The 19,872-nt window shown below is 52.3% G+C and carries 21 protein-coding genes, 1 pseudogene and 1 riboswitch; of the genes and pseudogenes, 10 read left to right on the forward strand and 12 right to left on the reverse strand.

Annotation, left to right across the window (positions count from 1 at the left end):
- Window positions 1-58: 58 nt before the first annotated feature.
- Window positions 59-188: riboswitch (TPP riboswitch) on the forward strand.
- A 95-nt stretch (window positions 189-283) separates the two neighbouring features.
- From K7H94_RS19190 to K7H94_RS19200, 3 genes are read left to right on the forward strand one after another with little or no spacing between them, the layout of a single operon-like run.
- Window positions 284-1,366, forward strand: coding sequence for a LuxE/PaaK family acyltransferase (locus tag K7H94_RS19190; RefSeq protein WP_222952379.1), 1,083 nt, complete (start codon window positions 284-286; stop codon window positions 1,364-1,366).
- The gene (locus K7H94_RS19195; protein ID WP_222952279.1) at window positions 1,363-2,811 is read left to right on the forward strand and encodes an acyl-CoA reductase; all 1,449 of its coding nucleotides are present in this window, start codon (window positions 1,363-1,365) and stop codon (window positions 2,809-2,811) included. Before K7H94_RS19190 ends, K7H94_RS19195 begins: the two co-directional genes overlap by 4 nt.
- Window positions 2,812-2,830: 19 nt before the next feature.
- Complete coding sequence (locus K7H94_RS19200) at window positions 2,831-3,604, forward strand: SDR family oxidoreductase (protein WP_222952280.1); 774 nt, start codon at window positions 2,831-2,833, stop codon at window positions 3,602-3,604.
- 59 nt (window positions 3,605-3,663) lie between these two features.
- On the opposite strand, the gene K7H94_RS19205 is transcribed toward K7H94_RS19200, so the two are convergent.
- Window positions 3,664-3,996 (reverse strand): four-helix bundle copper-binding protein, encoded by a 333-nt coding sequence (locus K7H94_RS19205; protein ID WP_058758661.1) that lies wholly within the window; start codon window positions 3,994-3,996, stop codon window positions 3,664-3,666.
- A 492-nt stretch (window positions 3,997-4,488) separates the two neighbouring features.
- Window positions 4,489-4,653: a con-10 family general stress protein gene (locus tag K7H94_RS19210; protein ID WP_010615780.1), complete on the reverse strand. Its 165-nt coding sequence runs from the start codon at window positions 4,651-4,653 to the stop codon at window positions 4,489-4,491.
- 491 nt (window positions 4,654-5,144) lie between these two features.
- Between K7H94_RS19210 and K7H94_RS19215 the strand changes: the two genes are divergently transcribed.
- Window positions 5,145-5,651 carry a YciE/YciF ferroxidase family protein gene (locus tag K7H94_RS19215; protein ID WP_041387188.1) on the forward strand — a complete coding sequence of 169 codons (507 nt, stop codon included), beginning with the start codon at window positions 5,145-5,147 and terminating at the stop codon, window positions 5,649-5,651.
- An 18-nt stretch (window positions 5,652-5,669) separates the two neighbouring features.
- Here K7H94_RS19215 and K7H94_RS19220 read toward each other — a convergent pair whose 3' ends face one another.
- Window positions 5,670-6,632 (reverse strand): PDR/VanB family oxidoreductase, encoded by a 963-nt coding sequence (locus K7H94_RS19220; RefSeq protein ID WP_222952281.1) that lies wholly within the window; start codon window positions 6,630-6,632, stop codon window positions 5,670-5,672.
- A 10-nt stretch (window positions 6,633-6,642) separates the two neighbouring features.
- Window positions 6,643-7,674, reverse strand: coding sequence for a molybdenum cofactor-independent xanthine hydroxylase subunit HpxD (gene hpxD, locus K7H94_RS19225; RefSeq protein ID WP_150059738.1), 1,032 nt, complete (start codon window positions 7,672-7,674; stop codon window positions 6,643-6,645).
- A 137-nt stretch (window positions 7,675-7,811) separates the two neighbouring features.
- Between hpxD and K7H94_RS19230 the strand changes: the two genes are divergently transcribed.
- A complete protein-coding gene (locus K7H94_RS19230; protein WP_021508717.1) occupies window positions 7,812-8,738 on the forward strand; it encodes a LysR family transcriptional regulator in 927 nt (308 codons plus the stop codon).
- A gap of 6 nt (window positions 8,739-8,744) precedes the next feature.
- On the opposite strand, the gene K7H94_RS19235 is transcribed toward K7H94_RS19230, so the two are convergent.
- The 4 genes from K7H94_RS19235 to K7H94_RS19250 all read right to left on the reverse strand — a co-directional run bounded on the left by K7H94_RS19235 (window position 8,745) and on the right by K7H94_RS19250 (window position 12,028).
- Window positions 8,745-10,070 (reverse strand): MFS transporter, encoded by a 1,326-nt coding sequence (locus K7H94_RS19235; protein ID WP_420874734.1) that lies wholly within the window; start codon window positions 10,068-10,070, stop codon window positions 8,745-8,747.
- Between the two features lie 269 nt (window positions 10,071-10,339).
- The gene (gene map, locus K7H94_RS19240; RefSeq protein WP_150059739.1) at window positions 10,340-11,125 is read right to left on the reverse strand and encodes a type I methionyl aminopeptidase; all 786 of its coding nucleotides are present in this window, start codon (window positions 11,123-11,125) and stop codon (window positions 10,340-10,342) included.
- Window positions 11,122-11,367 carry a ParD-like family protein gene (locus K7H94_RS19245; RefSeq protein ID WP_010615787.1) on the reverse strand — a complete coding sequence of 82 codons (246 nt, stop codon included), beginning with the start codon at window positions 11,365-11,367 and terminating at the stop codon, window positions 11,122-11,124. Before K7H94_RS19245 ends, map begins: the two co-directional genes overlap by 4 nt.
- Before the next feature lie 217 nt (window positions 11,368-11,584).
- The gene (locus K7H94_RS19250) at window positions 11,585-12,028 is read right to left on the reverse strand and encodes a phage integrase Arm DNA-binding domain-containing protein (RefSeq protein ID WP_222952282.1); all 444 of its coding nucleotides are present in this window, start codon (window positions 12,026-12,028) and stop codon (window positions 11,585-11,587) included.
- Window positions 12,029-12,071: 43 nt separating this feature from the next.
- Between K7H94_RS19250 and K7H94_RS19255 the strand changes: the two are divergent.
- The 5 genes and pseudogenes from K7H94_RS19255 (at window position 12,072) to K7H94_RS19270 (ending at window position 16,329) form a co-directional block, all read left to right on the forward strand.
- A pseudogene (locus K7H94_RS19255) lies at window positions 12,072-12,893 on the forward strand (integrase core domain-containing protein).
- Between the two features lie 468 nt (window positions 12,894-13,361).
- A complete protein-coding gene (locus K7H94_RS23320) occupies window positions 13,362-13,448 on the forward strand; it encodes a TetR family transcriptional regulator (protein WP_420874737.1) in 87 nt (28 codons plus the stop codon).
- Window positions 13,449-13,499: 51 nt separating this feature from the next.
- The gene (locus K7H94_RS19260; RefSeq protein WP_420874735.1) at window positions 13,500-13,895 is read left to right on the forward strand and encodes a TetR family transcriptional regulator C-terminal domain-containing protein; all 396 of its coding nucleotides are present in this window, start codon (window positions 13,500-13,502) and stop codon (window positions 13,893-13,895) included.
- 47 nt (window positions 13,896-13,942) lie between these two features.
- Window positions 13,943-15,094, forward strand: coding sequence for an MFS transporter (locus tag K7H94_RS19265; protein ID WP_222952283.1), 1,152 nt, complete (start codon window positions 13,943-13,945; stop codon window positions 15,092-15,094).
- A gap of 215 nt (window positions 15,095-15,309) precedes the next feature.
- Entirely contained in the window at window positions 15,310-16,329 is a 1,020-nt protein-coding gene (locus K7H94_RS19270; RefSeq protein ID WP_245001430.1) for an alpha/beta fold hydrolase, read from the forward strand.
- Between the two features lie 426 nt (window positions 16,330-16,755).
- Here K7H94_RS19270 and K7H94_RS19275 read toward each other — a convergent pair whose 3' ends face one another.
- The 4 genes from K7H94_RS19275 to K7H94_RS19290 form a co-directional block, all read right to left on the reverse strand.
- Entirely contained in the window at window positions 16,756-17,766 is a 1,011-nt protein-coding gene (locus tag K7H94_RS19275) for an alpha/beta hydrolase (protein ID WP_222952284.1), read from the reverse strand.
- A gap of 14 nt (window positions 17,767-17,780) precedes the next feature.
- Window positions 17,781-18,089: an EthD family reductase gene (locus K7H94_RS19280; RefSeq protein ID WP_245001431.1), complete on the reverse strand. Its 309-nt coding sequence runs from the start codon at window positions 18,087-18,089 to the stop codon at window positions 17,781-17,783.
- A gap of 332 nt (window positions 18,090-18,421) precedes the next feature.
- On the reverse strand, window positions 18,422-19,012 hold the full coding sequence (locus tag K7H94_RS19285) for a YgjV family protein (protein ID WP_222952285.1): 591 nt from the start codon (window positions 19,010-19,012) through the stop codon (window positions 18,422-18,424).
- Window positions 19,013-19,115: 103 nt separating this feature from the next.
- Window positions 19,116-19,808 carry an aspartate/glutamate racemase family protein gene (locus K7H94_RS19290; RefSeq protein ID WP_222952286.1) on the reverse strand — a complete coding sequence of 231 codons (693 nt, stop codon included), beginning with the start codon at window positions 19,806-19,808 and terminating at the stop codon, window positions 19,116-19,118.
- Between the last annotated feature and the right edge of the window lie 64 nt (window positions 19,809-19,872).

The following is a 19,872-nucleotide window of genomic DNA, read 5'->3' on the forward strand; positions in this document are numbered from 1 at the left end:
CGAGGGGGTTCTGCGCCTTCCCGCCTTGACACGCCCTCCGTTCCGACCCCAGAATGCAGCTTGTTCCAAGGGGTGCCCTGTTAGAGGGCTGAGATTCTACCCGCGCGGCTGTCACGGCCGGCAACGTAGTGACCCTCTGAACCTGATCCGGCTAATACCGGCGTAGGGATGTGGAACCGGGGTCACTGCACGCCCTCATTCCCTCTTTGCGCCTTTCTGCGAATCCTGCGCATTTCTCAGGCCCTGGCAGGCCGTTATGCCGCAGTCCAAAGAGGGCACCTTCATGACCGAAGCGTCAATCATCGCCGCGCTGCTGGCGTTTATGCAGCGCCAGGAAACCACGGAAGCGGATTTCAACCAGCTGGCGCTGCAGCTGTTCGCGTGGCAATTCGAACACAATCTTCCCTACGCCCGTTTCGCCCGCCAGCGCGGCCGCACGCCGCTGACGGTAAAACAGTGGCGGCAGATTCCGGCGGTGCCGATTACGGCGTTTAAAGATCTGACGCTGAGCTGCCGTCCGGTGGCGGAGATTCCCCACATCTTTATGACCAGCGGCACCACGGGGACCGGCCGGGGGCGCAGCTATCACCCGACGCTGGCGGTTTACGATCGCTCGATGCTGATCAATTTCCGCCAGCGCTTTATGGCCGGACATCCGCGCCTGCCGATGGCGATCCTGTTTCCGCACAGCAGCGAGCTGCCGCACTCTTCGCTGGCCCATTATCTGACGCTGGCGATGCAAGAATGTGGCACGCCAGACAGCGAAGTGATGGTGGATGCGCAGGGGCTGAAACTGCCGCGTCTGATCGCCGCGCTGGAGCAGGCGCAGGCCAGCGGCCAACCCTATGCCCTGCTGGGTGCCAGCTACAGTTTTGTCCATCTGCTGGACGAACTGGCGCGTCAGCAGCGGCGTTTCAGGCTGCCGCCGGGCAGCCGCATCCTCGACACCGGGGGTTTTAAGGGCCAGTCGCGTGAAGTTGCGGCGGAGGCGTTTTATAGCGCGCTGCAGCAGACGCTCGGCGTGCCGCGTTCGCACTGCATCAATATGTACGGCATGACTGAACTCAGCACCCAGTTTTACGATGCCGGCAATGAAATCTGCCCGCCGGTGAAATCCGGACCGCACTGGATCCGCACGCGCGTGGTCAACCCGCTGACCGGTGCGGACGTGCCGGAAGGTGAGACAGGCGTACTGGTGCATCACGATCTCGCCCATTTCAATTCTGTTTCCGCGATTCTGACCGAAGATGCCGGCGTGATGGTGCCCGGCGGTTTTCAGTTGCTGGGCCGCGTCGCGGGCGCGGATGCCAAAGGCTGCTCGCTGGCGATGGAATCGTTTCTCGCTGCCGCGCAGGCGCGGGCATGAAAGTGTATGCCGGCCATCTGCCGGGCATCCGCCACAGCGAGGTGGCGTGGCACAGCCTGCACTTTGGCCAGCAGGGCAGCACGCTGGAAGTGTGCGTGCCGGTGCTGTCCGAGGCGCAGATTGCCACGCTGGCGGCCAGCGTACGCGATAACGCGCGCCGCTACCTGCACACCCTGAGCGTAGCGCGCATCACCGCGTTGATTGATGAAGCCATCGCGCGCCTGCTTGACCGTTCGCACCCGTTGCGCCAGCAGGCGGAGCGGTTGCTGCCGCTGGTTACCGGCTATGACGCCGGGATGCTGCGGCTCGGTTTAACCGGCTATCTCAAAACCTTCCGTGAACCGCAGCTGCGGCGTTTTCTGGCGGAGGATTTCGGCAACGTGCAGATGCTGGACGATTTTCAGCCGCGGCCAAAAGGCGGCTTTGCCCGCGCGTTTGGTCCACAGCTGTTGCTGCAGGTCTGGGCCGGCAATGTGCCGGGTTTGCCGCTGTGGAGCCTGATTGCCGGCCTGCTGGTGAAGGCGGGAAGCGTGGGCAAAGTGGCGAGCGCTGAGCCGCTGATGGCGGGCTGGTTCGCCCAGCTGCTGGCGGAGATCGATCCGCAGCTGGGCGACTGTCTGGCCGTTGTATGGTGGCAGGGCGGTGATGAACGCACTGAGCAGCAGTGGTTCCGCGAGGCAGACGTGGTGATGGCTTATGGCGGAGAAGCCGCGCTGACGGCGATGCAGCGGCGTCTGCCGCCAGCCACGCGCTTTCTGCCGCACGGCCACAAAATCAGTTTTGGCATGGTGGCGCGCTCGGCGCTGGACGTGCGGCGCGGTACGGCGCTGGCGCGTCAGGTGGCTTACGATGTGATGCGCTATGACCAGGCTGGCTGTTACTCGCCGCAGGCGCTGTTTATTGAGCGCGGCGGCCGGGTGACGCCGCAGGAGTTTGCTACTTACCTCGCCCATGAACTTGCCGCGCTGGCACAGCGCTATCCGCGCGCGACGCTAACGCTGGGTGAAAGTCAGGCTGTGGCCGCGTGGCGCAACGCGGAGGAAATGCATGCGCTGAGCGGTGACCGCACGCTGTACGGCGATGAGCACGATGCCTGGGCGGTGGTGTACGTCGACAAGCCGGAGCCGTTACAACCGGGCGCGCTCGGACGTACGCTGAAGGTGATTGCCGTGGATACGCTGGAGGAGACGGTAAACTGGGTGGCCGCGCAGCGCGCGTATCTGCAAAGCGTTGGCCTCGCGGCCGCGCCCGAGGTGCTGTTTCGGCTGGCGGCGCAGCTCGGTGCGGCGGGCGTCACGCGCATCACGGCGCTGGGTAACATGACTTCACCGGAGGCGGGCTGGCATCACGATGGCCGTTTTAGCCTGCTGGATCTGGTCACCCTGTGCGAAATCGAACAGGCGGCGGAAACCGCCGCTGAACACTATGCGCCCTATCTTGACTGAGCTGGCGTGGAGAAACGCAATGAAATTCAGCAATCACACCGTGCTGGTGACCGGCGCCAGCCGCGGTATTGGCGCCGCCATTGCCCAGGCCTTTGCCGCCGAAGGCGCATTTGTCGTGGTCAACTATTTACGTAATCACGACGCCGCTGCGCAGGTGGTGGCGGCCTGTGAAGCACAGGGCGGGGGGGCACTGGCGATTGCCGCCGATGTGACCTGTGCCGCACAGGTAGCCGATATGATGCAGCAGATCGAGGCCGCTACCGGCCGACTGGATGTGGTGGTGAACAATGCCTTCGCACCTTATCGCTTCGATCCGGACCAGCGCCAGCGCTTCTGGGAAACGTCCTGGTCCGCTTACCAGACGCAGTTTGATGGCGCAGTGAACGCCTGCTACAACATGTGTCAGGCGGCCTTGCCGCTGATGCGCCGCCGCGCGCGCGGCAGTATCATCAATCTGGTGAGTGATTTAATCGCCCGGCCAGCGGTGGCTTATCACGACTATATCACCGCAAAAGCCGCGCTGACGGGCTTTAGCCGGACGCTGGCGGCTGAGCTGGGGGCGCTGGGTATTCGGGTGAACTGCGTGGCGCCGGGACTGGTGTATCCCACCGATGCCAGTCAGCATACGCCAGAAGCGGTACGCCATGCGCTGACAGCGCAAACGCCGCTCGGTCGACTGGCGCGCGCTGCGGATATCACCGGGCCGGTGCTGTTTCTGGCATCAGCATGGAGCGAATTTGTCACCGGCCAGACGCTGTATGTCGATGGCGGGTTGGTGATGCAGGATCATTAAGCCAGGTCGCCAGTCACCGCACTGGCGACCTGCCACCGCCCTCCCGGTACCTCAATCCGTTATTCCGCCATGCCCACCGTCATGCAGCTATCTGCGCACTGCAGGCAAATTTCAGCACAGGTCTGACAGTGCGGATGCTGGTGCTTCTGGCACTCCCAACCAGCCAGCTGACAGGCCATCGACGTGATGGTACAGAGCTGCTCGCTCAGTTCACTCTGGGCAGCCAGCAATTGGGCGGTTACGCGACACAACGCCGCGCACTGCTGATTCAGGCTAATGCAGACGCTCATCTCACTGGCGTCAGCGTCCAGCAGACAAGCCGCTGCACAGTGGTCGCAGGCGGTCGCGCAGCGATAGCACAGCGCGATACAGTCATTGAGTTCAGCGTTCATGGGTTTCCTTAGCGTCAGGGTAAAACGACGCGTGTGTGAGCCTGAAGGGAGAATTTAGCTAAAACAGAGGGGATATCAAGTGGATAGCGGCGGATTAACCCCGGTAAGGTGCATCGCAGATGCAATTATCCCTTTAATAATGCGGAGTTAGCTAATTGTAAGCTTGTGTATATATCAGCGCAGGTAATAAAAACCGCTTAAATAAAAGTGTACAAGTCTGTGTGGCTTGTACAAATATAGCCGCTGCGGATTTGTTAGTTAAATAAGCAATAGTTTAAATTCGTGGTAAATAAACGATGCAATTGAGGCATTATAAGCGAAGCGGTAAATGCTGCCGGATCGCTGAAGATTTGATCGATTAATTGTTTTCCAGCGAGAAAATTACTCTCCTGACAAGGTTTATCACGCATTTAAGCGAAGCGTAAACTCAATGTCAGGAGAGTGTGGTGCCAAAGGTTATCGAGGTTAAATCAGTATTAAGAGGGGAAAGTCTTATTTACGACGACTGATCTTTCCTCCCTTCCTGCCGGCTTCAATGGCACGCTGTGGATCGTTCTTAAAGTTACCACCACTGACCTGACCACCCTTGCGGCCTGCTTCAGCCGCGCGCTCCTTATCGGCTGCGAAGTTGCCTGAACCCCCACGACGTTGCGTCACTTTTTCTTCCTCTTCAGGTTTCTTCTTTGGATCCTTCATTTTTTTCCTCTCAGTTCATACCCGCATGAAGCAAAAATAAATGTAGCGATGTTTTTACCATAATCAAGCCAGGAATAATCTTAACTTTTAATTTACAGCACGTTGGTTGTTTAACTATGAGTCAATTCCAGCTGATTTATTCCGGCAAAACATCTGGGGTGGAATTGTTAACATTTTACTTTCATAAAGGGAAGCATTCTTTTAGCGCCGCTAATGTGATTCGATGAGGTTATGACAATTATCCGCTGTCGCAATTCTTAAAAACCTTTCTTGCACAGCTGCGCTTACTTGCTACGTTTAATTAAGTTGTTCGCCTGGACTTAATTAGCGCTTCGCTTATTTTCAGATAAACAGCCTGAAAGCGATGAGGTAAGAGCGTGCTGCCGGCTCAGTGACGAGCATCCAACGCGGCTGATGTGCCTGGCCGGTGTCACTTTACTTTGGAGCGAAACATGACGAAGGAATCTGTGTATCTGGACTGGCTGCGCGATGCGCATGCTATGGAAAAACACGCGGAAAGCTTGTTGAAAGCGGCGGTGTTGCGCCTGACGGAGCATCCCGCGTTGCAGACGCGCCTTGAGCAGTATCTTGAGCAAAGTCGTGAACAGCAGCAGCAGGTGAAAACGCTGCTGCGCCAGTATGACAGCAGCTGGTCGGTGCTGAAGGAGTCGTTAGGCCGGATGTCGGCGGTCGGTCAGGCCGCCAGCGACATGCTGCAGGATGAAGAGGGCATCCGTGTGGCCGTCAGCAGCTACGTGTTCTGTAACTATAAAATCGCCACCTACTCGACGTTGCTGGTGGCCGCAGAGCAGGCGGAAGAGGGGGAGGATGTCAGGATCGTGCGGCGCATCCTGCAGCAGGAAAGCCAGATGGCCAGCAGGCTGCTGCAGCTGCTGCCACAGGCGGCAGAAGAAGCCATTGTGCTGCGCACGGAACCTGAGCTTTCCGGCACGGATTAAGTCATCCTGCGGCGCGCCCTAGAGATCAATCACCAGTTCCGCCGATTTGCTGCGCGAGCAGCACAAGGCGATATACTGCTCCGGGGCGCTTTTTTCGCTGTCAGACTGCACGGTATCGCGGTGATCGATCTCTCCGGCGGTGACCCGCGTCAGGCAGGCGCCGCACATGCCCATCTCGCAGGAGAGCGGAACGTCCACGCCATGCTCCAGCAGCACCGTGGCAATGGTTTTGTCAGGCGGAATGGTACATTGCTGCCCACTGCGTGCCAGCGTCACGGTAAAGCCCTCTTCCGCGCCAGCCGTGCGGGCGACAGGTTTGAACGCTTCAGCGTGAATATTGGCGCTGTCCCAGCCGCGCGCCAGCGCCTGCTGCTGCATGTGCGTCATAAACCCTTCCGGTCCGCACAGGTACAGATGCGTGTCGGCGGCAGCATCAAGCAGTTCCGCCGGTGGATAATCACGGGCGCTGCGGCCTTCGCTGCTGTACCAGATTTCACAAAATCCATGCTGAAAACGCTGCGCCAGTTCGGCGGCAAAAGCTTCATCACCGCGCTGGCGCACAAAGTAATGCAGCACAAAAGGCACGGCGGCGGCCTCCAGCGCCAGCGCCATGGCGTACAGCGGCGTAATGCCAATTCCGGCCGCCAGCAAAATGACTTTAGCGGCCGGTAGCAGAGGAAACAGGTTGCGCGGTGGCGAAATCGCAATCGTCTGGCCGGGGCGCAGCGTGTCGTGCACGTAGCGTGATCCCCCGCGTGATTGCCCGTCGCGGGCAATACAGATTTGATAGCCGCGCGCGTCGTCGCAGCGTCCGGTCAGCGAGTACTGGCGTATCAGGCCATCACGCAGGTGGACATCAATGTGCGCACCCGGTTGCCAGTCCGGCAGCGGCTGGCCATTTTCCGCCACCAGCGTGACGCTGAGATTGTGACGTCCCTGACGATACAGGCCATCCACCACCACATTCAGCAGATCACTCATCGTTGCCTCCTTACACCAGGAAAAATTCGCCGAAGCCCATGCGCTTCAGGCCACGGCGATAAGCAATGGAGCTGCGATCGGCCGGAATATGTGCTTCCAGAGCCAGGTCGAGCGGCAAACGCTCCGGCTGCTGGGTTTCCACCATCAGGCGATCTTCTTCGAACACGCGCTGATTGAAGGCGTGCACCTCTTCGACCGGGATGTGCAGGTCAAAATTACGCGCGATGGGCGCAAACATGCGCGTTTTGCGCGCCGATACTGGCGACGCGGCATTCATGATCACCAGGCGCGATTCGCCGGGGAAATGAATGGTCAGCGTGGCGGTAAACGGCAGATGCATCTCGAAATGACGCAGCCAGCTAAATCCTTCCGGCGCCTGCTGCGGACTGTCAGCGGCAAAGTTACTCACTGAGCTCCAGTAATCCACGGCAAAACCGGTCTCGGTTTCGACCGGGTTATAGGCAGGTACTACCTGGTTGTTGGGATCGGCGAAGGTTTCCGTGTGCACCCAGGCGAAGTGCGCCACATCCAGAAAACCTTCCACCTGGCGTCCGGCAAAGCCGTTGACGTCAAAACCGGGGCAGTTGATCTGTTGAAAACCGGCATCATCCCAGTGCGGCATGGAGGGCAGCGGCGCGGGCTGGTCAGCGTCCGGCGCGAGGCACACCCAAATCAGACCAAAGCGCTCTTCCACCGCGTAACTGATCAGATTGAGCTTGGCCGGAATCGGCTGATCGGGGCTGGACGGGATGCGATTGCAGCGTCCACCGGCACCGAAGCGCAAGCCGTGATAAGGGCAGACGATACCCTCTTCATCATGAAAACCGAGCGTCAGCGGGACGCCACGATGCGGGCAAACGTCGCGTGCCGCTACCACCTGACCCTGCAGACGATACAGCACCAGCTGCTCGTCAAGCAGCACCGCTTTGGTCGGTGCGCCGGCGATATCACAGGAACGGGCAACCGGATGCCACTGTCGCGCCAGACGCAGCCAGTCATCAGGTTCAAACGTGCAGTGTGCGGGAGGCGTAATGTTATTCATGCTGTTGTCCTGTCAGGTGCTCACACAAGGCGTAATAGAAGGCTTCATTTTTGTCAGGACATTGTTAATATGCTTGCCTGTGCAAATCCATCAGCAAGAATGCAGCCAGGTGTTGCAAAAAACCGTACAGGTGAGCAATGAGCCCGTTTTCCCGCTTTGCCGTCTATTTTGCCGAAGTGGCGCGCAGCGGCAGTTTGCGCAAAGCCGCTGAGCAACTGCACGTTTCCGCTTCCGCCATTAACCGGCAGATTCTGCAGGCGGAAGAGAGTTTTGGTACGCCGCTGTTTGAACGTCTGCCGGAAGGGCTGCGCATGACCACCGCCGGAGAATTGCTGTATGACGATGTGATGCGCTGGCAGCGTGAGTTTCGCGTCACGCGGCAGCGTTTCGATGATATTCAGGGACTCAAGCGCGGTAACGTCACGGCCGGGCTGGTGCAGTCCCTGACCAAAGGCAGCGTGGCAGACGCCATTGCCGATATCGCACGCCAGCATCAGTGGCTGCGGCTGGAGCTGACGGTGGACAACAGCCACCGCATCAGCCAGATGATTCGCCAGTCGGAAATCGATTTTGGCCTGATTCTCGATCCCGCCGGGCAGAGCGGACTGGAAGTGCTGGCGTTTGCCGAACTGGAGATGGGCGTGGTGATGGCCGCTGACCATCCGCTCAGCACGAGGCCGCTGCTGTCGCTCAGCGAACTCAGTCATGAGCGACACATTGTGCCTGGTGCCGCGCTGGTGGTCCATGAACGTGTCGATGCGCTGTACCGCAAGCAGGGCCTGGCGCCGGAAAACATTATCGCCTGTAATGACATCCGCCTGATTCGCAGCCTGATTGCGCAGGGCACCGGCATCAGCGTGCTGAGCCTGCTGGACGTGATGACCGAGGTGCAGGAGAACCAGCTCTGCTTTGTACCGCTCAGGCACAGCGTGATGCGACCGCTGACCCTGGCGCTGTGTACTGCGCCGTCGCGCCAGCTATCGCGGGCGGCGCAGATGGTGATTCAGCGTATGACTGAGGTGATCGAGGCGATGGCCAGTGTCAGGCCCGCTGGCGGGCCGTAATCACGTTCAGTGCCCGGTTTCGGCATGCGGCGCGCGGGTTTTGCTGGCACCGGCACCGCCCGATGGACGGGCGATAATAATACCGAGAATACCGCCGGCAATTAGCGCTATCGCCACAATCAGCAATCCTGATTGATAACTTTGCGTCGCATCTTTCATTTTTCCCAGCAGCGGCGGTAAACCCAGTCCGACAAAGTTTGCCACCGTATTGATAAAGGCAATCGATGCCGCAGCGGCTACGCCAGCTAATTTTTCTGTGGTCACGGCCCAGAATATTGGCGTCAGGGCAAAGTTAAGCCCGACGGTCAAGACCAGCAAAAAATAGGCGAGCAGCAGGCTGCCCGAATAAATCGCGCCGGTTAATGCCAGGCCCGATAAAATTAATGGCAAGCCCATATGCCAGGCGCGTTCACCGCTGCGATCGGAATGGCGCCCGTTTAAATACATAAATACGCAGGCCATCACAAAGGGCAGGGCGGATAACAGGCTGATAATAAAATTACTCTGCTCTGCGGCCATGCTTTTAATAATCAACGGCATGAACAGCGTAATGCCGATGGAACCGAACGCCTGTAAAAACCACACCAGACTAAGCAATAACACCGTACGATCTTTTAATGCCTGCAGCCAGGAGTGGTTCTTATTCAGGGTAACACCCAGATTGTCCTGTTCGAGGCGCTGACGCAGCCAGTGTTTTTGCGGTGTAGTTAACCAGACAGCATCGTCGGGCTTATCGGGTAAGCGCCACAGCACCAGACAACCAAGCACCACTGCGGGAATGCCTTCCAGCGCGAAAAGCCAGCGCCAGCCTGCGATATCGGCAATGCCATGCATATTGAGAATGGCACCGGAAATGGGCAGACCAATAATCGACGCGCCCACCGATCCCATATAAAAGAAAGACATTGCCCGTGCGCGGTTACTTTTAGGGAACCAGCAGGAAATATAATAGATAATACCCGGCGCAAAACCGGCTTCGGCCATACCGAGTAAAAAACGCATCACATATAACTGATTGGCGCTATGAACCAGCGCCATGCCGGTACTGACAATACCCCAGGTAATCATAATGCGCGCTATCCAGCGCCGGGCGCCGACTTTGGTCATAATGACATTGCTGGGAATTTCAAACAGAATGTAGGAAATATAGAACATGCCGACACCGAGGCCGTACATGCTGGTGGTAAGCCCGAGATCGGCATTCATTTGCAGCGCAGCGATAGAGATATTGGTTTTATCGAGATTAGCGACAAAATAACAGATCACGATAAACGGGATGATGCGCTTATTTAATTGACTCAACGTAGAACCAGAAACATCGGAACTTATCATATCCACCTCGTCACGCAGCATTACGCCACTCCGCGCCGGCAGACGGGCGCAAGGGTAGCGATGTCATGAATGATCTGTTTCGCTTGCTAAGCAATAAATGAAGTGCAGCCGAAAAATAAAAATCATTTTATTTCGGCCACGCGGCAGCATTAACTATGCCGATAGTGATGTTGCACATGAGCGATATAAATCGTCATGAGTAAGCAGTGTAGTACAATCTATTTTGATTGTACTACAATAGAGATCACAGATTGGACGATTGGCAGATGTTAAACGATCGCGGCGTAATCACCGGTCCCCTCCGGCCAGGGTGTGAGCAAGTCGAAGCCGGTATCCGTGACGGCAACAGTGTGCTCCCACTGCGCGGACAGGGAGCGATCTTTGGTCACCACCGTCCAGCCATCGGACAGCACGCTGGTGCCCGCTTTACCGGCGTTAATCATGGGCTCAATGGTAAAAATCATGCCAGCCTGCAGCGCCAGCCCCTGGCCCGGCGTGCCGTAATGCAGGATTTGTGGATCGCCGTGGTAGATCTCGCCAACGCCGTGACCGCAATACTCGCGGACCACGGAAAACCCGGCCTTTTCGGCGACCTGCTGAATAGCCGCACCGATATCGCCCAGCGTTGCACCGGGTTTCACCACCCGAATGCCTGCCACCATTGATTCATACGTCACGTCAACCAGGCGCTTAGCGCGTACCGAAGGCTGACCGACGAAATACATGCGGCTGGTGTCGCCGTACCAGCCGTCTTTGATGACCGCCACGTCGATATTGACGATGTCGCCGTCTTTGAGCTTTTTCTCGCCCGGAATCCCGTGGCACACCACGTGATTAACCGAGGTGCAAACGGTACGGGTGTAACCCTGATAGCCAATGTTAGCCGGAATGACCTTTAGCTCATTGACAATATAGTCATGACAGCGGCGATCCAGTTCATCGGTGGTAACGCCGGGTTTCACCCAGGGCGCGATCATCTCCAAAACTTTGGCGGCGGCGTGACCGGCGGCGCGCGCCCGTTCAATCTCTTCAGCGGTATGCAGTTTAATACTCATTGCGCGATTCCCTGCGGAATAAAGGAAGGTTGGTCAAGCAGCTGCGCCAGTTCAGCGCCGCCATCACGTTCGACCCGCATCAGCAGGCGTGTCAGTTCCTGATGGCTGAGCTGCGGATAAAGTTCGGCCAGCATGCCGATTTTCATCCAGTGCTCCGCCTGCGCGTTGATCGAACGACTGAGCGCCGTGCTGGCGATGCGCAGATTCTCATGCATTAAATCCGAAATTTTGACGATACCCATGGCTGGCCTTTATATGAAACGTATATGATATGTATATAGCATATCCACAACGGCATGATTTGCAAGTTCAGATTTTCGCCTGTTCGAAAATGTCCGAAAATTGTCCGAAATTACAAATGAATCATACCAGTACGTACTCATCGCCACGGAGATCGGGATACTTCTGTGTCATCGCGAGATTCTTTTGACCCAGTAGCCGCTGTGTAAACACCTCACCCTAATGTGCTTCATTTAACCTTCCCGATAAACTGCGGATTTCATGGATGGATGCCATTGTCTGCTTATTTTCGGTGACATAGACTTCCAGACACAGGGCAATATCGCGGGTCGTGACTGCGGTCATTGCCAGGCCACCCAGAGATTTTCCGTTCGCGTTTAGCTGATATTTACGCAGCCGCAGTGTGACCGGTTTTACGTTGCATCTGACAAGGATTGCTTCATAAGCTGAAATCCATTCAGACACTGTCATTACTGGGCACGCCTGTAATTTATTCAAAAGGGCGGAGGGAACATAATTCCGGTCAAGATAATGGTTAGCTTCAATAGCCTGAGCAATCGCTTCCCGGCGTGAGGCATTGCCCAGCGAATACTCTTTTCCGGTATGAGGGTTGCGCCAGTGGTAAGTTTTGCGGGCGCTGACCTGCTCCCCGTTAATTATCACACCGCGATGTTAGTAATGTCTTCATAAGTCACATGAGGCCCCCATGAAGAAGCGTTTTTCCGATGTACAGATCATCAGTATTCTCCGCGAGGCTGAAGCCGGGGTTTCTGCTCGTGAGCTGTGCCGTAAACACGCCATTTCCGACGCTACCATCACACCTGGCGTAAGAAATATGGCGGTATGGAAGTGCCCGAGGTCTAGTGCCTGAGGTCGCTTGAGGAAGAGAACGCCAGACTCGGGAAGCTGCTTGCCGAAACCATGCTGAAAAGGAGGCACTTCAGGTGGATCTGGGGCGAAAGTACTGACGACGGACCAGAAGCGGGAAGCTGTAGTATTTATATGTGATGCGACTGGTCTGTCGCAACGTCGTTCCTGCAGGCTTACAGGATTATCCCTGTCGACCTGCCGTTATGGTGCTCAGCGGCCGGCGGCTGATGCACATTTATCAAGCCGTATCACAGAACTGGCGCTCGAACGAAGGCGTTCAGGTCACGCGTATTATGGACAGCATCGCGCTCTTTCGAGGTTATCCGGCGACAATAAGAACTGTTTAGGGCCCGGAGTCTACCAGCCGCGCACTCGATCAATGGACCTTTGAGCATGGTGTGCGTTGCGACTTATTCAGCTAGGTAAGCCAACGCAGAACGGATTTGTTGAGAGTTTCAACGGTCGCTTTCGGGATGAATGCCTGAATGAACACTGGTTCAGTGATATTCTTTATGCCCGGAAAATCATTGATGACTGGCGGCAGGACTATAACGAGTCCAGACCTCTTTCATCGCTGTAATACCAGACGCCGGCTGAATTTGCAGCAAGCTGGAGAAATGGAAAATTAGTAGGTAAACAAACCGACATTACTAACTGAGCGTTGTATCTAATACTGGACTGGGGGCAGGTCAGCATGACTTTATCAAGTGCGATTTCCCTGATGTATTAGGCGCTCTTCCCCGAAATGCTGTACTCATAACTTGTCCTTACGATTAAATTTGTACTTTAAAGTACAAATTTAATCGTAACGTTGCGCCTGTTTGTTCACGATGCCGCACAGAAGGTTAAAACGTATGATTAATACATGTGCTTTTTTTCAAATAATTCATTAATAATCAAATGGATATTTCTGCAGGAGAATAGTGTTCAGCAAATCCGGGATGAGATCTGCTGTAAGGGCCTTGAACTCACGCGGTCAAAATTTACTTGTATTTTTAGTTACCTCAACTAGAATTGGAACCAATCGGTTCCTAATGTGGCAGTAGGGAAGGTAAGTATGACGACGAATTCATCAGGCTTGGGTCGCCCACGCGAGTTTGAGCTGGAAACTGCAGCGCGTGATGCTATGAAGGTTTTTTGGGATAGAGGTTACGATCGCGCATCGCTGCCGGATTTGATTGCTGGCACAGGCCTGTCACGAGGAAGTTTGTAAAAAGCGTTCGGGGATAAAAAAGGTCTGCTGCTTGCAGCCCTTGGTTTATATATGAGTGATGGACGGCGGGAAACGGCGGGATTGCTCTCGCAGCCAGGCTCAGCTACAAACGCGATAAAAGCATCGCTTCTTCGATACGCCAGGCTCTCTTCCGGTGAACCAGGGCGGCGCGGTTGTTTAGTCGTCTCCTTAGCCACTGAAATGGCCGCATATGACAATGATGTTGCTGAGAAAACAGAACGTATGTTCAAACGGCTGCAGCAACTTTATGTTGAAACAATCATTCGCGCTCAGGAAAATGGTGAGTTACCTGAACATAATGAATTTTTTATGGCACGATTTCTGGTCTGTCAGATTGAAGGCATGCGGGTATTGGGTAAAACGGGGGCATCAGAAACAGAAATGCTTGAACTCGTTGAATGCACGATGAACAGACTAAGTCAGTAGTTTTTTTTCGTCAATTGGGAACCAATTGGTACCATAAGGAGCATTTAATGACCTTAAAACAAGCTTTGCTAACTGAACCTCGCCGATGGGCCATGTTTATTATATTGCTTGTAGGTGCACTCCTTCCGCCACTTGATTTTTTAATTGTCAACGTCGCGCTTCCGTTAACTCAGCAGGAATTTGCATCATCTTCCTCGGTTAAAAAATTAGTCATTTCATCCTACGCCGCAGTCTATGCCGTCACTTTGATTACAGGTGGCCGCCTGGGCGACCTTTATGGTCGGGGAAAAATGTTCTTCCTTGGGCTAATCGGTTTTGCTGCCGCATCGTTATTATGCGGTCTGGCATGGTCACCATGGTTGCTCATAGTCGGTCGTATCATGCAGGGGGCAACGGCCGCCATCATGGCGCCTCAGGCATTAGCTTCAATACAGGTTATTTTTCCTGAAGCAGAGAAACCATTAGCTCTGAGTTTATATGGGGCAGTGTTTGGTCTGGCTTCAGTTATTTGGCAAGCATTGGGCGGTGTCCTGATATCGCTGGATCTTTATAATTTAGGATGGCGGCTCATTATTCTGGTGAATTTACCGGTTGTAATGTTTGTCGTGCTGTTTGGCTTACCCTTATTAAAAGAGACGCGTGCGCGTAATGCGCGTAAGCTTGGCCCCATCAGTATGATTTTGGCGACTGCAATGCTGAGCGCATTGATTATCCCAATTATTGAAGGTCGTGAGGCGGGTTGGCCCTGGTGGTCATTGATGCTTTTTCTGACTGTTCCGCTACTGGCTTTTGTTTTATGGCGCTATGAGTTACACCTTAGCCAGAATGGAGGTTCTCCGTTACTTGACCCCGTGGCATTACGCTCACCGGGTTTAGGGCAGGGGCTGGCGATGCCGGTGCTGATGCGTATGATCACAGGCCGTGTTGCACCTGAGTTTTCTGGCATGATCTCAGGCGTAACGAGTTGTGCTTTGCAGATCAGTGCCGCGTTGAGTGTGGCACTGATAGGCGGTATTTTTTACAGTACGTTTGGAGATAGTCATTCCGGAGCTGATATTACCCATGCTTTTGGTATCTCTACGCTGGCCATTGCACTCTGCTTAGCACTCGGCGCAGCATTAAGTGTCAGGCTTATTCAGAAACCTGCAACGCGGGTCTCTGTGTCGAAAAATTTCATGTCGAATAAATTTAATAAGTAGCGGTAATAACTGTTTTGTAAAAAGGATGTATGGCTGATTTCGGCATGCACAGCATCGCTTAACCTTTATCAATAATATCATTGTCATGATGAAGGGCTGCCTTCATCAGTGATGAATACATGATATAGGCTAAGCGATAAGCTCTCTTTGTTTCCCTCCTGTCACAAGTAATTTTCATTGTGGCTCTATTTTTTTCAATTTATAAGGATGGTGTTATGAAAGTAACTTTGAAAACGACAGGCCGTTTTTTTATGGCAGCGGTCTTGTTCTTCCCACTATCGTTTGTAAATGCTGCACCTGCAGATAGTGATTTCCTTAAACCGGTGAACGTGACTCAGCAAGACTATACAGATACGGCATTGGTACGCCGCTTGCCTGGTTTCACGAATCACGAAGCTTACGTGAACGGAGTTAAACTCCATTATGTCACTGGAGGAAAAGGAGAGCCTCTGGTGCTACTTGGCGGCTGGCCTGAAACCTGGTGGGAATATCACAAAATAATGCCGGAGCTTGCTGCGCATTATCAGGTCATAGCGATTGATATCCGTGGCCAGGGCGGTTCATCTAAGCCAGCCTCAGGTTATGATAAGAAAACCATGGCGCGCGACATCTACTCCCTGGTTAATCAGTTAGGCTATAGTCATATTAACATCGTCGGGCATGATATTGGCGCAATGGTCGCCTATAGTTTTGCAGCAAACTATCCTGATTACACGAAACGCGTGGCCTTACTTGACGTTCCGCACCCGTTTGAGGCCTTCAGGAAGTTTCCGTTACTGCCACAAAAAAATGATTATCAGATAAACGATCCTAATCATGGCCTTCATTTCTGGTGGTTTGCGTTTAATCAGGTACCAGATTTGCCAGAGAAATTATTAGAAGGACGTACTGATATATTAGTGGATTGGGTCTATGACTACCTGAACAAAACGCCGGGTGCAATTTCAAGCTTTGATCGATCGGTCTATAAATTAGCAGCTGCACAACCTGATGCAATCCGCGCAGGAAATGGGTGGTATCAATCAATGCAGCAGGATATAGATGATTTGAAAACATATAAAAAGTTACAGACGCCCATACTGGGCATTGGGGGAATCAGTGCTCCACTGCTGTCTGCATTTCTTAAAGAGTATGCCCGTAATTACAAATTTATCGAATTTAAAGGTGCCGGCCACTGGATTGCTGAGGAGCGCCCTCGGGAGACCATAAAAGCCTTACTGGACTTTTTAAAATAAGACAGGAAGATATATTATTTCTGCTGAAAGTTAATGGATAGATGTTTGAGGGTTTTTTATAAAAAATTAGCAATCAAAATTGGCTATATTTAACGAGGGGTAGGGTAGACATAACCCTACCCCTGCTTTTTAGAAAGTGATAGTTGTTTTATTTATCTTATAACGTAGAAAGTTGTGTGCCCGTTTTTTTTAAGCATCAGTTCATAGTATGGCTCGACCTGCTCACTGCCATGGTATAAATGATGTGTCTACAGAAGGCCTGGATTAAGAAGAAAAAGCTCCCGATTAAGCGCAGATGATATCAACTTTAAATAATCAGAGGCGCATTACCAGTTCTCATCCCAGGCACAGTCGTGAAAAGCAAGCGATGAAACGTTTACTCACAAAGCTTTTTACAAACACGAATCAGCCGCAAGTAATTATCTCTTACTCACTGACAGCTATATGACGGTTAATCCAGTTAAGAACGGGCGCCAGCGCTTCATCTGAGTTCTTTTCGTATATCAGTCCATGTCCGTTACCAAATACGCCATGATCGGGTAAATGCAACACTTCAGCAGAGGCCCCGGCTGCGTTCAGGAAAGCCGCGGTAGGCGGGCTCGCCGCTGCAAATGCAGAAGCTTCAGCCGTAACGATCAAGATTGGTTTATCAATCAGTGAAGGTAATTGATAGCTGCCCGGCTTTTTACGTTTTAACTCAGCGGCAGAAGTAATCAGCGGAGAAAAATTCATTGGTGCTGCTGCGGGTCCCCAATCCATTACTCCTATGTTAGGTATCTCTGCGAAAGGAGGCCCCATGGGTTCCACTGCCACAATCATTTTTACCAGATCCGGACGGCGATCCGCCGTCAGCCAGCCATCCGGTCCGGAAGCAGAGTGTGTTATCATGATAGCGGGACCAATACGATCCAGAAGGGCAGCCATCCTGTCGGCATCCAATGTTTGTGAAAAAGCAAGGTCAGCAGGAAGCGGGCCATATCCAGCAATAAACTCATCCATAGCCGCCCCATCATTTACTGTAAAGGGCCACTGAGTATGCCGCTTATCTGTTCCGGGGAAGTATATCTTTTGCCCATTTTCGAACGAGAAAGCCGGTCCCATCTCACCCATTGTCTGTACATGAAAAGGTGAACGTCCGTGTCCTGGTCTGTCAATGACCAGCACCGTATATCCATCCTCAACTAAGCGTTGTGCCCACCCGGGTCTGCCATCGGGCGTATCAAACCATTCAGTGCCCTGAAAGCCACCGCCGTGCATCAGCACTACCGGATAAGGCCGGCTCATCAGCTTTGGCGCTTCCCACTCGACGTACATCGGTCCTCGCTGATAGGTCAGCCCATTTTGCTCAACACGTTCGCCGGGAATCCAGAAGTGCCCACGACGTATCGAGCGTACAGGTGCCTCATTCCACGGGCGGAATTTATGATTCTGCTGCATGAAATTTCCTTATTTTACAGTGGAGTTCCGCGAAATCTCACGGGTGAGATATCGGTAAAATGCCTTACGTCTGCCATCACTTTTTCAACTTCGTGTGAGGTGAAAGCATCACTAATAGCCGTTTCATTACGGAAAATACACTCACAGATTGCCAGCGTGCCGGGCTGTTTGGTTTCAGGATAAAAAACTGAAAGTTTCAACAGGCCATACGGTGCAAAAGCTTCCATAACCAGTGGAAGGTGGCTGTCAGCGTAGTAACGTCGGTCAAAACGAGAATCAGGGTCTCCCTGATAAGTAACGTAAAGGATCACAGGTTGCATCATTTATCCTTGCAGGCTTATACACTGAAAAGTTAAAAACCAGTCAACACAACTAATATACCAATTGATACATTAATGGGTGGTAGTTCTTATGTCAATCATTTATGTACTGATTGGTATGTTAGTGCAATATCGGTAATGCTGCGCAATGGACGTAAAGGCCTTAACACGGGGTAACGCGCTCTTGATACCCCAATGATTGGAACATCACACATTATTTCGAAAGGTTTTAGAGGGACTGGCCTAGGTCACCAACCGACATTACTAACTGAAGCTTGTATCCGTCCTGGGGAAAATCAATCTCTCAATATAAACCAATTGAATATTGACTCTATTTAAATAGCATAATCTTTACTTTTTATATTCTTAAAGAGAGAAAAAGCAGTACTGAAGAAAAACGACAACTCCATTGAAAAAGCAATTGGTGAGTGGGCGATAAAATTACTAACAATCCAGAATGCGCTGCCTATCATCGTATAGCACCGAATTTTAATCTCTGCTTTTTGAAAAGCTGCATAGTTCATAATCAGCCCAGCGAGCAAAGGCAGGACATCTTTACAACTTTGCCAGGTAAACATGCAGCCAAAAAACGATAACAGCATGAAAAAGATAAAAAATTTCTTGTTGTTGGTTATAGATGCGATAATAAACCGGCAACAGGCAATCATCATCATCAAACCTGAAGTGTACTCACCGAGGAGTGCAAAGTGAACAGACAGCAAGAATGTAGAAACAGATAATATTCGTAAAGTTGTGGTTGTTTTTTTAAAATGGAAAGAACTAACATCCAGGAAAAAAGATACAGTTGCGATAAACTGAGATAAAACAAAAAGACTAACTGGCACCTTGTCTTTTCCTTCTGGAATATATAATAACACATTAAGCTGTAATGAAAAAGTTGCAAGCGCTATACCAAAAAAATCCAAAACTTTGTATTCAATTAAGTAAAAAATAGACTAAAGGTACATCCAAACACAGCTTACTGTGTGGGTGAAAGAAATAGATTATCCGACACCATAAATTCAACTATCAGGATGATAAAGCAACATTGATTGCTTTCTCACAATGAATTAATGTGGTATCGAAAACAGGAACTGTTACGTTATCCTGATTAAGCAACATACAAACCTCAGTACAACCAAGAATAATACAATCAGCTCCATTATCAATTAAACGCTTAGCAATATCTTCAAAACGAATACGACTATCTGGAATAATAATATCTTTGCATAGTTCATCATAAATAATACGATGAATTTCTTTTCTATCTGACTCTGCTGGGACAATTGGTCTGAGAAAATGATTATTTAAACGCTCAAGATAAAAAGGTTGTTCCATTGTGAAGGCAGTAGCCATCAAACCGGGATTCTTCAAACCAGCACTTACAATTCTTTCAGCAGTGGCATCTGCAATATGAATGAGAGGGATGTTAACATCCTTCATGATTTGATCTGCTAATTTATGCATTGTATTTGTCGCCAAAACAATAAAATCAGCGCCGCCTCGTTCCAATGATTTAGCTTCAGTATTTAATATGGAACCAGCCTCCTCCCATAAACCGTTGGCCTGTAAATTCTCAATGTTTGCAAAATTTAGTGAACGAATTAATAGCTCAGGTGAATGTAAACCACCTGAGTGCTGACGGACTAAGTCACACATCTTCCGGTAATAAATCTGAGTTGAAGCTGCTGACATGCCTCCCAATATTCCAATTGTTTTCATTCTGTCCTCTTTTGTTTTAAGCTTTTTAAGCATTAGCAAATCAGATTAAAGTCATTCCTGTGAC

Source organism: Pantoea dispersa, from assembly GCF_019890955.1.
GTDB classification, from domain to species: Bacteria; Pseudomonadota; Gammaproteobacteria; order Enterobacterales; family Enterobacteriaceae; genus Pantoea; species Pantoea dispersa.

Coding starts and splice junctions, on each gene's coding strand:
- K7H94_RS19275 (WP_222952284.1), bottom strand. CDS start 17,766: ATGCAGCAGAATCATAAATTCCGCCCGTGGAATGAGGCACCTGTACGC.
- K7H94_RS19195 (WP_222952279.1), top strand. CDS start 1,363: ATGAAAGTGTATGCCGGCCATCTGCCGGGCATCCGCCACAGCGAGGTG.
- K7H94_RS19190 (WP_222952379.1), top strand. CDS start 284: ATGACCGAAGCGTCAATCATCGCCGCGCTGCTGGCGTTTATGCAGCGC.
- hpxD (WP_150059738.1), bottom strand. CDS start 7,674: ATGAATAACATTACGCCTCCCGCACACTGCACGTTTGAACCTGATGAC.
- K7H94_RS19280 (WP_245001431.1), bottom strand. CDS start 18,089: ATGATGCAACCTGTGATCCTTTACGTTACTTATCAGGGAGACCCTGAT.
- K7H94_RS19290 (WP_222952286.1), bottom strand. CDS start 19,808: ATGAAAACAATTGGAATATTGGGAGGCATGTCAGCAGCTTCAACTCAG.
- map (WP_150059739.1), bottom strand. CDS start 11,125: ATGAGTATTAAACTGCATACCGCTGAAGAGATTGAACGGGCGCGCGCC.
- K7H94_RS19260 (WP_420874735.1), top strand. CDS start 13,500: ATGAGTGATGGACGGCGGGAAACGGCGGGATTGCTCTCGCAGCCAGGC.
- K7H94_RS23320 (WP_420874737.1), top strand. CDS start 13,362: ATGAAGGTTTTTTGGGATAGAGGTTACGATCGCGCATCGCTGCCGGAT.
- K7H94_RS19215 (WP_041387188.1), top strand. CDS start 5,145: ATGACGAAGGAATCTGTGTATCTGGACTGGCTGCGCGATGCGCATGCT.
- K7H94_RS19230 (WP_021508717.1), top strand. CDS start 7,812: ATGAGCCCGTTTTCCCGCTTTGCCGTCTATTTTGCCGAAGTGGCGCGC.
- K7H94_RS19235 (WP_420874734.1), bottom strand. CDS start 10,070: ATGATAAGTTCCGATGTTTCTGGTTCTACGTTGAGTCAATTAAATAAG.
- K7H94_RS19265 (WP_222952283.1), top strand. CDS start 13,943: ATGACCTTAAAACAAGCTTTGCTAACTGAACCTCGCCGATGGGCCATG.
- K7H94_RS19205 (WP_058758661.1), bottom strand. CDS start 3,996: ATGAACGCTGAACTCAATGACTGTATCGCGCTGTGCTATCGCTGCGCG.
- K7H94_RS19270 (WP_245001430.1), top strand. CDS start 15,310: ATGAAAGTAACTTTGAAAACGACAGGCCGTTTTTTTATGGCAGCGGTC.
- K7H94_RS19245 (WP_010615787.1), bottom strand. CDS start 11,367: ATGGGTATCGTCAAAATTTCGGATTTAATGCATGAGAATCTGCGCATC.
- K7H94_RS19200 (WP_222952280.1), top strand. CDS start 2,831: ATGAAATTCAGCAATCACACCGTGCTGGTGACCGGCGCCAGCCGCGGT.
- K7H94_RS19220 (WP_222952281.1), bottom strand. CDS start 6,632: ATGAGTGATCTGCTGAATGTGGTGGTGGATGGCCTGTATCGTCAGGGA.